Raw genomic sequence first — 16,573 nt, 5'->3', positions numbered from 1 at the left:
CACGGAACCGGAATTTGGTTCCCAACAGACTTAAGTCTTGCTCGGAATGCTGACTCAACCAATCAAATTGGCTGAACGTAATTCATTGACATGAGTTACTTGCTTCCGATAAATCTTTTGATGGCCGAAACCATCTGTATCGATCCGTCGCTCCGCAAGCACCCACACATATTGCTTGATCGAATTTTTAAACAACTCAGTGCAGCGCTGGGCCATCACTGTGGGACGCGTATTCTACACATCCGATCCGCTGAAGCAAGGCTTTTCGCAGACTTTTTTGAAGCCCCGAAACCGTTATAAATCAACGCTTTCCAGTGCTTCGATCAACCTCTCGGTGACCCCGAGAAGGACGCGCATTATATGGCGCCAATCTCGTTTGGCAAGCTCTTTTTTAGAGCTTTTTTCAGCACTGGAAACCGGCAAATAAATGACCTGATTTTCAGTGCTGGGGGACTGCCTGGAGCCCCGTCGAACCCTCAACAAAAGCACCGGTTAAACCGTGGCGACTCCGCTGAAGTGGCGCGCATTATAGCGACCGTTTCGACCTTGGCAAGCGCTTTTTGAAATTCATTTTTGCGAGAAAAACTCGTTGAAAATCAAAAGGTTAACTTACCTTCTCGCCGCCGCTTGCGTTGCCGCCCTGGCAGCGAGGGCGCGAACTATACGGCTGCACACATTGGCACGCAAGCACTTTTGTGAAAAAAGTTTTCACGCGCCAAAACCCATGGGTCAGTCACAAAATCTCAGGAATTAGAGCTGACAGAAATCGCGACCTACCACCGTAGCCCGCCACTTTTGTGCACTTTCGTGCAAGGTATCTTTTGAGCTTAGTGTGAGGTGGGGGTAATGCCAAATGGCGAAGGGGGATTTTGCGGCCATTCCACGGTGGCCAGACAGCGGCGGGAGCGGCGCGAAAGAGGCGGCGACCACAGGTTGGTCGCGCCTCATTTGCGAGAAAACCGACTAAGGCTTGGACTCTGGGTCATGCCCACCATCAGCCTTGGGCTTGCTATCCCCCTCAGCCGCACCACCTTCATCATCCAGCATTTGCGCAGCCGCGGCATGTGCGCTGCGGCGCTCGGCAACAAACTTCCAACCCCATATGGCGGGACCAGAGAAGGTATAGATAATCGCGATCACCAACAGCACACGCGGTGGATCAATGGTGACCAGGCTGAAGACCAGAATGATTGCCAGCATCATCACAAAGGGTACACGCCCCTTGAAATCGAGCTTTTTAAAGCTGGTGTAGTGAAAGTTCGAAACCATCAACAAGCCAGCGGCCGCAGTGACCAGCGCAGCGACAATGGCCAAGCCGGTGCCCACATCCGTCTCGTGCCCCGCCCACACCATACTGGCAACGATGGCGGCCGCCGTAGGACTGGCGAGGCCAATAAACACACCTTTATCAACGGTATCGACCTGGGTATTGAAGCGGGCAAGCCGCAACGCAGCACAAGCCGCATACAGAAATGCAGCAGCCCACCCGAGCTTACCCAGCGGTGCAAGCCCCCAGCTGAAGACTACCAGCGCCGGTGCAAGGCCGAAGGAAACCATGTCCGACAGGGAATCGTACTGCACTCCAAACGCACTCTGAGTGTCGGTGAGACGTGCAACCCGCCCATCGAGACCGTCGAGGATCATCGCCGCAAAAATGGCGATGGCGGCCGCTTCGAACTTGCCGCCCATACCGGCAACGATGGCATAGAAGCCACTAAACAGTGCACCGGTGGTGATCAGGTTCGGCAGCAGGTACACGCCTTTCGCGCGGACCTTTTTACCATTCTCCCAAACCTCTTCTTCCACATGCTCATCCACAGGCAAGCGGATTTCTTCATCGGATCCCGGGCCCTGCGGCCGGGCGTCCTTGTTATCGCTCATACAGGCTTCCTTAAAAGCACGACTGACTAATTACCCTCGCAGTGTACAGTGGCGCAGCGGCAAAAAAAAAGCGGTGAGGCCATCGAGCCCCACCGCTTTGTGATCGAACGCTGCTAATTCAACGGAATTAGCTATTGCCTTCGGTCTTGTCGATGATCTTGTTTGCCTTGATCCAAGGCATCATCGCACGCAGCTTGGCACCAACCTCTTCGATCTGGTGCTCGCCACCGATACGGCGCTCCGCTTTCAGGCGAGGCTGGCCAGCGAGAGATTCCAGCATGAAGTCTTTGGCGAATTTACCCGTCTGGATGTCGCTCAGCACGCGCTTCATCTCAGCCTTGGTCTCTTCAGTTACGATGCGCGGACCGGTTACGTAGTCGCCGTACTCTGCGGTGTTGGAGATAGAGTAGCGCATATCCGCGATGCCGCCCTGATACATCAGGTCAACAATCAGCTTCAGTTCGTGCAGACACTCGAAGTACGCCATTTCCGGCGCGTAACCCGCTTCGGTCAGGGTTTCGAAACCAGCCTGTACCAGTGCGGAAACACCACCACACAGCACCGCCTGCTCACCGAACAGGTCGGTTTCAGTTTCTTCGCGGAAGTTAGTCTCGATGATACCGGAACGACCGCCGCCGTTTGCAGACGCGTAAGACAGCGCCAGCTCTTTCGCGCCACCGGAAGCGTTCTGGTAAACCGCGATCAGAGTCGGTACACCGCCACCTTCCAGGTAAGTAGAGCGCACGGTGTGGCCCGGGCCTTTCGGTGCGATCATGATTACGTCAACATCCTTCGGCGGCTCGATCAGCTCGAAGTGCACGTTGAAGCCGTGTGCAAAAGCCAGTGCAGCACCAGCCTTCAGGTTCGGCGCTACCTGCTCGCGGTATACCGCAGCCTGGTACTCGTCCGGAGTCAGAATCATTACCACGTCGGCATCTTTCACCGCGTCAGCTACTTCCGCTACACGCAGGCCGGCTTTTTCTGCTTTGGCCCAGGAAGCGGAGCCTTTGCGCAGACCAACAACAACATTGCTAACGCCGGAATCTTTCAGGTTGTTGGCGTGGGCGTGACCCTGGGAGCCGTAGCCGATGATGGCTACAGTCTTAGACTTGATCAAAGAGAGGTCACAATCTTTATCGTAATAAACGTGCATAACTTACTTCCTGCTTAATGTGCTTTGAAGTTCACTCTGGACTCAAAGCCCAGAAATTCCTGTTTGGTTGTTTGACACTCAAATACTGAGAATTTTCTCACCGCGGGCAATACCGCTCACCCCGGAACGTACCGTTTCCATAATGGTGTGCTCGCCCAGGGCCTGTAAGAAAGCGTCGAGCTTTTCACTGGTGCCTGACACCTGCACCGTGTACATGTTGCTGGTGACGTCGACAATCTGACCGCGGAAAATATCCACACTGCGCTTAACTTCATCGCGCTGTGCACCGGTCGCGCGCACCTTCACCAGCAGTAGTTCGCGCTCAATGTGCGAACCCTCGGTGAGGTCCACCAGCTTCACGACATCGATCAGCTTGTTCAGATTCTTGGTGATCTGTTCGATCTTATGATCGTCCCCGATCGTCGTCAGCGTCAGACGCGACAGCGTCGCATCTTCGGTTGGCGCTACCGTAAGACTTTCAATGTTGTAGCCACGTTGGGAAAACAGGCCAACCACCCGCGACAATGCCCCGGGCTCGTTCTCCATCAGAACTGAAATGATTCTGCGCATCCTGTTTATCTCCCTTTATGTCCGTTCCGTCTTGCTCAGCCACATATCCCGCATGGAGCCACTCGGCATCACCTGCATTGGGTATACGTGTTCAGTCGGATCGACATAAACATCGATAAACACGGTGCGATCTTTGATCGCGAAGGCTTCGGCCAGCTTGCCGTGCAGCTCGTCGCGATGCTCGATCTTCATTCCAAGGTGCCCGTAGGCTTCCGCCAGTGCGATAAAGTCCGGCAGGGACTCTTCATAAACACTGTTGGAAAGGCGCCCCTCGTACTGCATTTCCTGCCACTGCTTCACCATGCCCAGGGCCTGGTTATTCAGACACAGAATTTTTACCGGCAAGTTGTACTGGGTGGCCGTGGACAGTTCCTGAATACACATCTGGATACTGCCTTCACCGGTCACACAGACAACTTCTGAATCCGGGTGAGCCATTTTCACCCCCAGTGCCGCCGGCAGGCCAAAGCCCATGGTGCCGAGGCCACCGGAGTTGATCCAGCGGCGCGGCTTATCAAACAGATAGTACTGCGCGGCGAACATCTGGTGTTGACCCACATCAGATGTCACGAATGCATCACCACCGGTAATCTTATGCACCGCACTGATTACCTCTTGCGGCATGATCATGTCGCCATCGGTGCGGTAGCGCGGCGCGGTGTACAGGCCGTGACGCTCGCGCCAGTCATCGATCTGACGCCACCAGTCAACAATTGCAGACTGATCGGGCATCTCTTTCGAGGACTTCAGCATTTCCAGCATTTCACCCAGCACCGACTGCACTGTGCCAACGATCGGCACATCTGCGGTTATGGTTTTGGAAATAGACGCGGGGTCTACATCGATGTGGATTACCTTCGCCCCGGGGCAGAATTTGTTAGGAGTGTTGGTTACCCGGTCATCAAAGCGTGCACCCACTGCCAAAATCACATCGGCATGGTGCATGGCCGTATTCGCCTCAAAGGTACCGTGCATACCCAGCATGCCCAGGAAGCGTTTATCGGTACCGGGGTAAGCACCAAGGCCCATCAGGGTATTGGTTACCGGAAAATTCAGGCGCTGCGCCAATTCGGTCAACAGCTCAGAGCCATCGCCCTGAATCACGCCGCCACCGGCGTAAATTACCGGACGCTTGGCAGACAGCAGCAGCGCTACAGCCTTGCGAATCTGGCCAGCGTGGCCTTTACCCGCCGGGGTATAGGAACGCATACGCAGCTTTTCCGGATACTGGTACGGATAGCGGTCTACCGGGTTGGTGACATCCTTTGGAATATCGATGACTACGGGACCGGGACGGCCGGTCGCAGCGATATAGAACGCCTTCTTGACCACCTCGGGAATATCTTCGGCTTTTTTCACCAGGAAGCTGTGCTTCACGATCGGGCGGGAGCAGCCCACCATATCGGTTTCCTGGAAAGCATCCTCACCGATCTTTTCGGAAGGCACCTGACCAGAAATTACCACCATAGGAATGGAATCCATATAGGCGGTGGCAATGCCGGTAATGGCATTGGTAGCACCGGGACCAGACGTCACCAGCACCACACCGGTGTTACCGGTAGCACGGGCGTAGCCGTCTGCAGCGTGCGTGGCACCCTGCTCATGACGCACTAGCACATGCTTGATGCTCTTCTGCCGGAAGATTGCATCGTATATATGCAGCGCTGAACCGCCGGGGTAACCGAAAATCAGGTCTACCCCTTCATCCTGCAGCGCGCGAACCAACATATCGCCGCCGGAGAGTAATTCCACGTGAGCCACCTCAAAAAAAGCTAAATTTTAGGATCCGCATCATCCACGAGCGAAAGAAACGCCAGGCGTGCGAAAGCCAGACGGCGATTCTAAAGGAAAAGCGTGATAAATATCAGCCTTAAACGCAGAAATAGCCCGTTTTTTAGGATAGCTTCACGGCAGCGCTATTTTTGCGCGGAACCCGACCGGTCATCGAACCGGATTGCGTGTTCCAAGGCCTCCAGGTGGGGAGGACCTCCTCGGCAGGAGGTAGTGGGTGCTTAACCCACTGGGGGAGAGTGCGGACCGCGGGGTGTTGCGGGGACATCTACTTCGCCGAGCGAGGCGCAAATTGTCCAGTTTGAACCGCCAGTGTCAACCAGCCCGGGGCCTCGTGGGACAAATAGCGGCAAATAGGGGGCAATCGCCGGCCAATTTGCCCGTGATTGGGCCTCTGCAGGCTGGCTGCCACCGGTAAAGTGTTAACTGGGTTGCGAGATACCCGCCCTCGCCCGGTACAATGGCCAGATAACAATACCGATTTGCAACCACAGCAACACACGACAAGGCGGCTTCTCATGCGCACTCTGCTTGTATCCCTTTCCCTGTCTCTGGGCCTGATGGCGGCCGCCCATGCGGACGGCATCTATAAATGGGTAGACGAAAATGGAGTGGTGCACTTTGGCTCACAGCCGCCGCAGAAGGGCCAGGTGGAAGTTGTCAAAGCACCCAAATCCGAGCGCTACCGCCAGTGGCAAAATGAACAGCAGACTCTGCAGACCAACAGTCAACTGACAACCGAGGCAAAGCCCGAAGAAACCCCGGCAACCGCCCCAGCAGAAACCGCCCAAGCTGACCAGGACCAGCAGGAACAACTCGACCAAGCCGAAATGGCCGCTCGCACCCAGCGCTGCCAGAGTGCGCAGCGACGCCTGCAAGAGCTAGAGGCCCGCTCGCGTGTGCGCGAAGTGGATGCCAGTGGCAATTACCGCGTACTTGGGGAAGACGAGCGCCAACAGCGCATCCAGCAGACCCGGGAAATTCTGCTCAACAACTGCTAACCCGAAACACCAGCACCTCCATCCCCCGGCCCTGCTCACTCAATGTGCGGGGCCCTCGCTCTCCGCCAGCTCACCATCACTCCCCGAATCGTCACTCTGGCGCTCGCGCGCAAAATCCGTCCCCAACAATAAATACATTGCCGGCACCACAAACAAGGTAAACAGAGTGCCGATGGTCATGCCGGATGCGACCACCAACCCCATGGCAAAACGCGCACCACCACCGGGACCCGCGGCGAGTAACAGTGGCACCATCGCCAGCACCAGGGAGGCGGTGGTCATCAGGATCGGGCGCAGCCGGATGCTCGACGCCTCCTCAATGGCCTGCCGTTTACTTCTTCCCTGCAGCTGCAGTTGATTGGCAAACTCGACGATCAAGATACCGTGCTTGGAAATCACCCCGATCAGGGTAACCAGCCCGACCTGGGTATAGATATTCAGGGTGGTCAGGCCGAGGCTCACGAAAATCATCGCCCCGCATACACTCATGGGAACGGTAACCAGCATGATCAATGGGTCGCGCCAGGATTCAAATTGTGCGGCGAGCACCAGGTAAATCACGATCATGGCAAAGAAGAATGTCACTACCAGATCGGAGCCCTCTTTCTTGTACTGGCGCGACTGCCCGGAGTAGTCCACGGAGTATTCACGCGGCAACACCTCCTGCGCAGCACTCTCAAGCACGCCCAACGCCTCGCCCAGCGGCACCCCGGGCCGGGGCACGCCAGATATGGTCACGGCATTTAACTGCTGGAAACGTTTCAGCTGTTGGGGCTCGACGGTTTCTTCCAGCCGCACCAGCGTGGACAGAGGGACTAGGTTGCCGTCACCGGCGCGAATGTAATACTGCTTAAGCTGATCCGCGGAGAGGCGCTCGACACGCACCACCTGCGGAATTACTTTGTAGCTGCGGTTTTCCAGTGCAAACCGGTTGGTATAGGCGCCGGACATCATGGAACCAAGTTCACGTGCAATATCCGCCATGGTCACGCCGATGGAGGCTGCCTTGTCGCGGTCGATGACCACTTCTATGCGCGGCTTGTCGATCTTCAAATCCGCGTCGAGGAAAATAAAGCGGCGACTGGCCCGCGCGCGCTGCATGATGTCATCGGCAAAACTGGCCAGTGTCGATATCGGCTCGGTGGTACCCACCACAAACTCCACCGGCAAGCGCCCACCTGCAGTGGGCAAACTCGGCGGCACAAATGTGGCAATCTTCAAACCCGCAATTTGCGAAACCTCGCCGCGGATAACCTCGCGCATTTCCTGGGTATCCTTGTCGCGCTTGTTCCACGATGACAGCACGAAACCAGCAATCGCACTATTGGGGCTATTTCCCGCGCCACCCACACCATTTAGCAGAAACAGGTTCTCCACTTCCGGATGCCGGTCGCGCACGCCGTTAATTTCCTGCGTGAACTGCTCCATATAATCCAGGGTGGCGAACGCATCGCCGCTGGCGATGCCCAGGATAAAGCCGCGATCCTCCTTCGGTTCGAGTTCGCTGGGGGAAGTGATAAACAAGAAATAGCAGCTACACAGAACCACACCGCCAAACACCAGAATGACCAGTCGCTCGTCGAGCGCCCGGTGCAAACGGCGGCGGTATCCAGACTCCAACCCTGCCAGACGCCGCTCTATCCAGGCCTCGAAGCGATTGCCACGCTTGCCGTCTTCCGCGCGCAGTACCTTCGCCGCCATCATCGGTGACAGGGTTAAGGCCACCACGCCCGACAGCAGTACCGCCGCGGCAAGGGTAAACGCGAACTCCACAAACAGGGTGCCGGTAAGACCACCGAGAAAACCGATGGGTAGGTACACCGCGATCAGCGTCGTAGTCATGGCCACGATGGGCCAGGCCAGCTCGCGCGCGCCCTTGATGGCCGCATCCAGCGGTGTCATACCTTCTTCGATATGCCGGTGCACGTTCTCCAGTACGATGATTGCGTCATCCACAACGATACCGATGGCGAGCACCATGGCGAGTAACGTCAGCAGATTGATGGAAAATCCCATCAGCAGCATCAAGAACAGCGCGCCGACCATCGACAGCGGCACCGCGATTGCCGGAATAATCACACTGCGAATCGACCCCAGAAACAGGTAGATCACCACGATCACAATCAGCACCGCCTCGGCGATGGTTTTCACCACTTCGTTGATTGAATCCTGAATATACTCGGTGCTGTCATAGGGGATTTCCCCCAGCATGCCCTCGGGCAGCTGCGGGAAAACTTCGTCGTACAGTTCGTCACGCACATCGGCAATCACATCCAGCGCATTCGCATCCGGCGCCACCTCAACCGCGACGAAGGTGGCTGAACGCCCATTGAAGGTCACCGAGGTTTCATAGGATTCGGATCCCAGCTCCACATCGGCGACATCTTCAAGGCGTACCAGCTGATCGCCATCGGCGCGCACCACCAGCTGGCGAAACGCCTGTTCCGTCGCAATATCCGTATCCGCGCGGATATCCATTGCCACGCGTGTGCCCTTGGTACTGCCAATGGAGGCCAGGATGTTGTTCTGGCGCAGGGCACTGCTGACGTCGCCAGGGGTGACTCCCTGCGCCGCCATTTCCGCCGGCCTAAGCCAGACCCGCATGGCAAAGGTGCGATTGCCCAGCAGTTGCGCCCGCTGTACGCCGGCAATGGTGGAAAGCTTGGGTTGCACCGCACGCGTGATGTAATCGGTAATCTGGTTGTTATCGAGGATTTCAGAGGAAAAGGACAGGTACATGGCGGCAATGGTTTCACCCACCGCCAAGTCTACCGTGGGATCTTCCGACTCCAGCGGCAGTTCATTGCGTAGCTTGTTGACCTTGGCCACCACCTGGGTGAGGACCTGATTGGGGTCGTAATCCAACCGCACGTAAGCCTGGATTACCGAGATACCCTGAATGCTGGTAGAGACGATGTAATCCAGCCCATCAGCGGTGGCAATCTCCTGCTCCAGTGGTGTGGTGATAAACCCCTGCACCAGATCTGCATCCGCGCCGACATACACGGTGCTGATGGTGATAACCGCATTTTCCAACTCGGGGTACTGACGCACATTGAGTTCAGCAGTGGAGCGCAGGCCGAGCAGAAAAATAAACAGGCTGACCACGCAGGCCAGAACCGGTTTACGTATAAAGATGTCGGTAAACTGCACTCGGCGTCCCTGCCAGCGGCGTTTGCGCGTTAACTATTACCCGGCTTTGGAGCCAATTGCTCCGGCGGCGGGTTGTCGTTGTTGATGATCACCCCACCCTCATTACGTAATTTCAACAGACCGCTGGTTGCCACTTGCTCACCGGCCTGGATGCCTTCGGTAATTTCGATCATGTCACCACGTACCTCACCGGTTTTGACAAACCGTTTTATTGCGACCAGATCCGTCTGTGGTGGCGGGGCCCGCCCGAGTATTGGCTTTTGGGGAGCTTTTGGCTGCGGCTTGCCCTGCTGCTTGCGAATGATGAATACCGAGTTCCCGTAGGGCGCATAGCTGATTGCGGTACGCGGCACTACGAGCACATTGCGAAATTTTTCCACCTTTACCGCAACATCGGCAAACATGCCGGGGCGCAAGCGCCCCTCGGGGTTTTCCAGCGTGGCCTGAAGCAAAAAAGTGCGATTGCGCGGGTCGATGGCCGGGTCGATGGCAGTAATACGCCCCTGAAAGGTCTGTGTGGGTACCGCCGGGGCATTGAGTTCAATACCCTGCCCTTCCTTCACGCGGGAAAAATCCTGTTCCGAGAGAGAGAAATCCACAAAGATGGGATGCAACTGCTGCAGGGATACGACGGCATCACCGGGGGCCACGTTTTGCCCCAGGTCAACCCGGCGAATACCCAGGCGCCCGGAAAATGGGGCGGTAATCGTGCGCTCTTCGATGGTGGCCCGTTGTACCAGCAGGCTCGCGAGGATCTGGTCGATATTGGACTGGGCTTCATCCAGTTCGCGCAGGGTGGCAACGCCTTTCTTATACAGCTCGGATATCCGCTTGAATTCCCGCTCTGCCAAGCGGCGCTCCGCTTCCAGTACTTCGATCTGCGCGGTTTCCGGCTCCGCAATCAGCTCAACCAGCACCGCTCCCTTGTCGACGGGTTGGCCGGATTCAAAATAGATTGCCTTTACCTTGCCCTGCGCCTGCGTGGTGACATCGACACCATTGACCGCGCGCAGGCTGCCAACGGCATTCAGGCGAGCCTGCCAGCGCTGCTGCTGTACACGGGTCGAGGTCACGGTGGCAGGGGGCAGCGACATGTTGTCCATGGCCTGGTTCATCATATACAGGCCAAAAAACTTGAAACCGAAGATACCGCCGAACACCACAAGGCAGGCCAGCAGCATCCAAAACATGCGCCAGTTAAATAACTGCCTTGCCAGTGTCATACATCCATTCCATTACCACCGACCTAATACCACCACCTTAACACCAGCGGCCTATTACGGGTGCCCCTTCCCTGGGCCTACTCCAGCATCAATTAAGCGTCACCTGAATATCACTTGTTGAAAACGGCCTTGTCTCCTTCGAGGGTCGCGTGAATGGTGTCACCCGGTGCAAACTTGCCGGACAGCACATCCTGAGCCAGCGGGTTTTCAATCCACATCTGAATCGCGCGCTTGAGTGGGCGCGCACCGTATACAGGGTCGAAGCCCACATCGGCCAGCTTGCCCAGGAGTTCGTCGGAGATTTCCAGATTCAGATCCCGATCCAGCAGGCGCTTGCGCAGGTTCTGTAACTGAATTTCGGCGATCGCGCGCACCTCCTCACGGCCCAGCGGGTGGAACACCACGACCTCATCGATGCGGTTGATAAATTCCGGCCGGAAGTGTTCACCCACTACCGCCATCACCGCAGCCTTCATCTGCCGATACTGGATTTCCGAATCGACTTCATCGTCGTCGCGGCCGCTGGCGTATTTCTGAATCAGATCCGAGCCGAGGTTGGAGGTCATCACCACAACGGTGTTGCGGAAGTCCACGGTGCGCCCCTGGCCATCGGTCAGGCGGCCGTCTTCGAGAACCTGCAGCAGGATATTGAACACATCCGGGTGTGCCTTCTCCACTTCATCCAGCAGAAGTACCGAGTAGGGTTTACGACGCACCGCCTCGGTGAGGTAGCCACCCTCCTCGTACCCTACATATCCGGGAGGTGCGCCGATCAGACGGGCAACAGAGTGTTTCTCCATAAACTCCGACATATCCACCCGCACCATGGCGTCTTCGGTATCGAACAGGAATTGCGCCAGCGCCTTGCACAGCTCCGTTTTACCCACGCCGGTGGGGCCAAGGAACAGAAATGAGCCGTTGGGCCGATTGGGATCGGCAAGGCCTGCGCGGGAGCGACGCACGGCATTGGATACCGCTTCGACGGCTTCGTCCTGACCAATCACCCGGTCGTGCAGCACATCCTCCATGCGGAGAAGTTTTTCACGCTCACCTTCGAGCATTTTCGATACCGGAATGCCGGTCCAGCGGGATACTACCTCGGCGACTTCCTCGTCAGTTACACGATTGCGCAGTAACTGGTTTTCACTGGTATCACTGCTATCCGAGGCGAGCTTCAGTTGCTCCTCCAGCTGCGGGATTACCCCGTACTGAATTTCGGACATGCGGGTCAGGTCGCCGGCACGACGGGCGGCATCCATATCCAGCTTGGCTTGTTCCAGCTTGTTTTTAACGTCGGCACTGCCGGCGAGCTTAGCCTTCTCCGCCTTCCAGATTTCTTCCAGGTCGGCGTATTCTTTTTCGATCTGGTCGATATCTTCTTCGAGTTTCTCCAGGCGTTTTTTGGCGGCCTCATCGTCCTTGTCTTTCTTTACCGCTTCGCGCTCGATCTTCAGCTGAATCAAGCGGCGCTCGAGCTTGTCCATCTCTTCCGGCTTGGAATCGATTTCCATACGAATGCGGCTGGCGGCTTCGTCGATCAAATCGATGGCCTTGTCCGGTAGCTGGCGATCGGTGATGTAACGCTGGGACAGTTTGGTGGCGGCGATAATTGCGGAGTCGGTAATGTCCACACCGTGGTGCACTTCGTAGCGCTCTTTCAGGCCGCGCAAAATCGCGATGGTATCCTCTTCCGAGGGCTCATCCACAAGGACCTTCTGGAAGCGCCGTTCCAGCGCCGCATCCTTCTCAATGTACTGGCGATATTCGTCGAGAGTGGTGGCGCCAACGCAGTGCAATTCACCGCGGGCGAGGGCGGGCTTGAGCATATTGCCCGCGTCCATGGCACCCTCCGCCTTACCGGCACCCACCATGGTGTGCAGCTCATCGATAAACAGGATGATGCGCCCTTCCTGCTTGGAGAGTTCGTTGAGCACGGCTTTTAAGCGCTCTTCAAATTCGCCGCGGAATTTTGCCCCGGCGAGCAAGGCGCCAAGGTCCAGCGACAGCAGGCGCTTGTCTTTCAGTCCCTCAGGCACCTCACCGTTGACGATGCGCTGGGCGAGACCTTCAACGATGGCGGTCTTGCCCACGCCGGGCTCGCCGATCAGTACCGGATTGTTTTTGGTACGGCGCTGCAATACCTGAATGGTGCGGCGAATTTCATCGTCGCGACCAATCACCGGGTCGAGCTTGCCGGCCTCGGCACGCGCGGTCATATCCAGGGTGTACTTGTCCAGAGCCTGGCGGGCCTCTTCCGCCTGCGGGTCATCCACCTTCTCGTCGCCGCGCACTTTACGAATCGCGTCTTGCAGGTGTTTCAGGTCACCATTGGCGTTAAGAATCTTGGAAACTTCACCGGCGGCGGGGTCGAAGGCCGCCAGTAATACCGTTTCACTGGCGATAAAACTGTCGCCATTTTTCTGGGCTTGCTTATCTGCCAGATTAAACAGGCGCATTAACTCTTGCGACATTCCCACATCGCCGGTCGGGGTAGCGACGGTGGGCAAGTTGTCGAGACGCTTGGCGAGGTCGTTGCGCAGGCCGTTGATATTAAATCCGGCCTGATTCAAAAATGCGGAGACACTGCCGCTGGACTGATCCAGCAGCGCCTGCAAAAGATGTTCGGGATAAATTTGATTGTGGTCGCGGCCGACGGCAATCGATTGAGCGTCGGCAATCGCCGCCTGCAGCGGGTTGGTCATCCGGTCGATGCGCATGCGTACTCCCCTCTCCTGATCATTGGCGCGTCGAAAAAGAAAAGTGCGACGCGCGGAAACACAATGACGAATACAGTCTAGTGCTGATCAGTAATTTGCGGGCTTACTGCGGATTTTCAAGTTGACGGAGTAAAGACTCGCGCTACTCAAACCAGATAAGGGATGCCATACGGCCAGTATCACGGTCCCTGCGGTAGGAAAAGAAGGCCGATTCCTCGGTGACCGTGCAGCGATCTCCACCAAAAATTTGAGTAACACCGAGGTCGGTTAACTCCGCGCGACCGAGCGTGTAAATATCCGCAAGAAAGTGCAGAGGTTTTTGCGCATGCGGCACAAAGCATTGGGCAATCGCTTCGGCGTGGGCTTCACTCATGGACGACTCGAACGCCGCCTCCAGCACGTCCACACCACACTCGAAGGCCTGCGGGCCAATAGCGGGCCCCAGCCACACCAGTAAATCCTGCGGATCGCTTTGCATCGCGGACAGGGTTTCACGAATCACTCCGCCGGTGAGTCCCCGCCAGCCGGCGTGAATGGCGGCAACTTCGGTACCGTCGCGGTTCGTCACCAGCAGCGGCAGGCAATCCGCGGTAAGTACCGCACATACTGTGTCGGCCTCGCCGGTAATACTGGCGTCGGCAGTAAGTACCTTGCCATCTGTGCCCGCGACCACCACCTTATCGCTGTGAATCTGCTCCAGCCACTGGGGTGCATTGGGCAGGTTCAGCTCCTGCTGCAACTGCTGCCGATTCGCGGCTACCGCCTCTGCGGTATCGCCCACGTGATCAGCCTGATTGAATGCGGTATAACATCCCTCACTGTGACCGCCCTCGCGCAAGGTAACGAAAGCGCGCACATTTACCGGCGCCGGCCAGTCGGGTTTGAGGTAGTGATCCGCAGACATGGGTGATCCTGTGTAGCAATAAGTCGTTTTGCGAAAAGCTGTATAAAGAGCCGGTTCAAGAGGTCCGTGTAGTCAAACCTAATCCGGACCAGCATCCTTGCGATCGGCACGCAGCAATTCAAGCAGCTGCAGCATATCCTTCGGCATTGGCGCCTGCCAGTGCATTGGCTCACCGGATTCCGGGTGAATCAGCGCCAACTCCGCCGCATGCAGTGCCTGCCGGGGGAACTGTTGCAAAGCCTCCACCAATTCTCTACTAGCACCCTGCGGTAATTTTCCGCGCCCGCCGTACAGCGGATCGCCCACCAACGGATGGCGGATATGCGCCATGTGCACCCGGATCTGGTGGGTGCGCCCGGTTTCCAGCTGGCAGCGCACCAGCATATGGCTGCGGAAGCGCTCCTGCAGGCGATAGTGAGTGATCGCTTCCTTGGCGCCCCCCATCCCCGCGTTGGGTAATACGGCCATTTTCAGCCGGTGCGTGCGATGGCGGCCCATCGGTGCATCCACGGTACCGCCGCCACTTAAGGTCCCCTGTACGATGGCGTCATACAAGCGGCTTACGCTACGCTCCTTGAGCTGGTCCACCAGATCCGTCTGCGCCTGCAGGGTCTTGGCCACCACCATCAGGCCGCTGGTGTCCTTATCCAGGCGGTGCACGATACCGGCGCGAGGAATGTTCTGCTGCCCCGCATTGTGCGCCAGCAGCCCATTCAGCAAGGTATTGTCCGGATTGCCGGCTGCCGGGTGGACCACCAGGCCCGCAGGTTTGTTGATGACCAGGATGGCGTCATCCTCGTAAACGACGTCCAGGTCCATTTCTTGCGGTAGCCACTCCCCTTGTGGCTCCAATTCCGCGTGCAGCACCAGCCGTTCGCCACCGAAAAGCTTGTCTTTCGGCTTGCCGGAACGCCCGTCAATAGTGAGTTGGCCGCCTTTTATCCAGGTTTGCAGGCGTGCGCGGGAATAATCAGGGATCAAATCCGCCGCAGCCTGGTCAAACCTCTGCCCGGCACATTCTGCGGGCACTTCAATTTCAAGATGTATTTGATTGCTCATCCGAGAGGGTCTAATACTTTGGGCTGGCGAGGCGCTGTGGTTAAATAGCTGCCCTTCGGCCCCCAGTGAATTTTTGGGCGGCTAGTTTAATAAGGTTGAGACGAATAATGATAGAGCGAGGGGCCATGTGGTCTTGGAATAATCAGGCCTGGAAAACCCTATTTATGGCACTTCTTGCCGTATTGGTGGCTTCGTGCGCCAGTACGGACGAAGAAGAAGAGGGCCTGCCCAGCGGAAACCGTACCGAGCAAGCCTTCTATGAAGCGGCCCAGCGGCAGCTCCGCTCCAGCCAGTGGGAAATGGCCATCAAGAATCTGCGGGCGCTGGAAGATAACTTCCCGTTTGGTAACTACGCCGAGCAGGCCCAGTTGGAGCTGATCTACGCCTACTACCGCGACTACCAGAACGATGCGGCTATTTCTGCGGCGGACCGCTTTATCCGCCTGCACCCCCAGCATCGCAATGTAGATTACGCCTACTACATGAAAGGCCTGGCCTCGTTTACCGAAGGCAGTGGCCTGTTCGAGCGCTTCCTGCCCACAGATATGACCCGCCGCGACCCCGGCTCGGCACGGGAATCTTTCGCGTATTTCGCCCAGTTGATGGCGCGCTACCCGGAGAGCCGCTATGCCCCGGATGCGCAGAAACGCATGATCCACCTGCGTAACCTGCTGGCGCGCTACGAGATCCATGTGGCCAACTACTACTTCAAACGCGGTGCCTATCTGGCCTCGGCAAATCGCGGCCGCTTTGTGGTGGAGAACTTCCAGCAGACTCCGTCGGTACCGGATGCGCTGGCGGTGATGGTTCAGGCCTACCACCTGTTGGAGATGCCCCAGCTGGAGTCCACCTCTCTGGCAGTACTGCAGGATAACTACCCGGATCACCCGGCCTTCCGCAGCGATGGCAGCTTTAACTACAAGTACTACGCCGGCGCCAGCGGTCGCAGCTTTCTGCACCGTATCACTCTGGGCCTGTTCGAGAAGTCCGACCCCAGAGGCTTCGACAGCCGCGAACTCTACAATGCCGAGTTCCAGCGCGAGCAGGCGCCCCTGCCGCCGGAACTGCAGTAATCCGCAAACACAAAAAAGCCCCCGCTACGCAAGTAACGGGGGCTTTTT

The 16,573-nt window shown here is 57.2% G+C and carries 11 protein-coding genes; 2 read left to right on the top strand and 9 right to left on the bottom strand.

The window, feature by feature from the left end; genetic code table 11:
• Positions 1–963 precede the first annotated feature (963 nt).
• The 4 genes from pssA to KUV22_RS15580 all read right to left on the bottom strand — a co-directional run bounded on the left by pssA (position 964) and on the right by KUV22_RS15580 (position 5,356).
• Positions 964–1,881, bottom strand: coding sequence for a CDP-diacylglycerol--serine O-phosphatidyltransferase (pssA, locus tag KUV22_RS15595; RefSeq protein ID WP_261319606.1), 918 nt, complete (start codon positions 1,879–1,881; stop codon positions 964–966).
• A gap of 127 nt (positions 1,882–2,008) precedes the next feature.
• Complete coding sequence (gene ilvC / locus KUV22_RS15590) at positions 2,009–3,034, bottom strand: ketol-acid reductoisomerase (RefSeq protein WP_077406444.1); 1,026 nt, start codon at positions 3,032–3,034, stop codon at positions 2,009–2,011.
• A gap of 78 nt (positions 3,035–3,112) precedes the next feature.
• The gene (gene ilvN, locus KUV22_RS15585; RefSeq protein ID WP_222232639.1) at positions 3,113–3,604 is read right to left on the bottom strand and encodes an acetolactate synthase small subunit; all 492 of its coding nucleotides are present in this window, start codon (positions 3,602–3,604) and stop codon (positions 3,113–3,115) included.
• Positions 3,605–3,619: 15 nt separating this feature from the next.
• Positions 3,620–5,356 (bottom strand): acetolactate synthase 3 large subunit, encoded by a 1,737-nt coding sequence (locus KUV22_RS15580; protein ID WP_222232637.1) that lies wholly within the window; start codon positions 5,354–5,356, stop codon positions 3,620–3,622.
• Between the two features lie 557 nt (positions 5,357–5,913).
• On the opposite strand from KUV22_RS15580, the gene KUV22_RS15575 reads away from it, so the two are divergent.
• Positions 5,914–6,396 (top strand): DUF4124 domain-containing protein, encoded by a 483-nt coding sequence (locus KUV22_RS15575; protein ID WP_222232635.1) that lies wholly within the window; start codon positions 5,914–5,916, stop codon positions 6,394–6,396.
• A 39-nt stretch (positions 6,397–6,435) separates the two neighbouring features.
• Here KUV22_RS15575 and KUV22_RS15570 read toward each other — a convergent pair whose 3' ends face one another.
• From KUV22_RS15570 to rluD, 5 genes are all read right to left on the bottom strand, one after another.
• Positions 6,436–9,549: an efflux RND transporter permease subunit gene (locus tag KUV22_RS15570; RefSeq protein WP_315857565.1), complete on the bottom strand. Its 3,114-nt coding sequence runs from the start codon at positions 9,547–9,549 to the stop codon at positions 6,436–6,438.
• A 29-nt stretch (positions 9,550–9,578) separates the two neighbouring features.
• A complete protein-coding gene (locus KUV22_RS15565) occupies positions 9,579–10,772 on the bottom strand; it encodes an efflux RND transporter periplasmic adaptor subunit (protein ID WP_222232633.1) in 1,194 nt (397 codons plus the stop codon).
• Between the two features lie 110 nt (positions 10,773–10,882).
• Positions 10,883–13,489, bottom strand: a complete 2,607-nt coding sequence (gene clpB, locus KUV22_RS15560; protein ID WP_222232631.1) for an ATP-dependent chaperone ClpB — start codon at positions 13,487–13,489, stop codon at positions 10,883–10,885.
• 142 nt (positions 13,490–13,631) lie between these two features.
• Positions 13,632–14,393 (bottom strand): peptidoglycan editing factor PgeF, encoded by a 762-nt coding sequence (gene pgeF / locus KUV22_RS15555; protein ID WP_222232629.1) that lies wholly within the window; start codon positions 14,391–14,393, stop codon positions 13,632–13,634.
• 78 nt (positions 14,394–14,471) lie between these two features.
• Positions 14,472–15,452, bottom strand: coding sequence for a 23S rRNA pseudouridine(1911/1915/1917) synthase RluD (rluD, locus tag KUV22_RS15550; RefSeq protein WP_222232627.1), 981 nt, complete (start codon positions 15,450–15,452; stop codon positions 14,472–14,474).
• A gap of 164 nt (positions 15,453–15,616) precedes the next feature.
• Here rluD and KUV22_RS15545 point away from each other — a divergent pair, with 164 nt between their 5' ends.
• Positions 15,617–16,525: an outer membrane protein assembly factor BamD gene (locus KUV22_RS15545; RefSeq protein ID WP_222232625.1), complete on the top strand. Its 909-nt coding sequence runs from the start codon at positions 15,617–15,619 to the stop codon at positions 16,523–16,525.
• Positions 16,526–16,573 lie beyond the last annotated feature (48 nt).

This window comes from Microbulbifer agarilyticus (assembly GCF_019800665.1).
In the GTDB taxonomy this organism is placed as follows: Bacteria; Pseudomonadota; Gammaproteobacteria; order Pseudomonadales; family Cellvibrionaceae; genus Microbulbifer; species Microbulbifer agarilyticus_C.
This window is presented reverse-complemented; position numbering and strand designations above follow the sequence as displayed.

Bases quoted from the DNA above. Each gene is read 5' to 3' on its own strand.
- clpB (WP_222232631.1), bottom strand. From the start codon at position 13,489: ATGCGCATCGACCGGATGACCAACCCGCTGCAGGCGGCGATTGCCGAC.
- ilvC (WP_077406444.1), bottom strand. From the start codon at position 3,034: ATGCACGTTTATTACGATAAAGATTGTGACCTCTCTTTGATCAAGTCT.
- pssA (WP_261319606.1), bottom strand. From the start codon at position 1,881: ATGAGCGATAACAAGGACGCCCGGCCGCAGGGCCCGGGATCCGATGAA.
- ilvN (WP_222232639.1), bottom strand. From the start codon at position 3,604: ATGCGCAGAATCATTTCAGTTCTGATGGAGAACGAGCCCGGGGCATTG.
- KUV22_RS15545 (WP_222232625.1), top strand. From the start codon at position 15,617: ATGGCACTTCTTGCCGTATTGGTGGCTTCGTGCGCCAGTACGGACGAA.
- KUV22_RS15575 (WP_222232635.1), top strand. From the start codon at position 5,914: ATGCGCACTCTGCTTGTATCCCTTTCCCTGTCTCTGGGCCTGATGGCG.
- pgeF (WP_222232629.1), bottom strand. From the start codon at position 14,393: ATGTCTGCGGATCACTACCTCAAACCCGACTGGCCGGCGCCGGTAAAT.
- KUV22_RS15565 (WP_222232633.1), bottom strand. From the start codon at position 10,772: ATGACACTGGCAAGGCAGTTATTTAACTGGCGCATGTTTTGGATGCTG.
- rluD (WP_222232627.1), bottom strand. From the start codon at position 15,452: ATGAGCAATCAAATACATCTTGAAATTGAAGTGCCCGCAGAATGTGCC.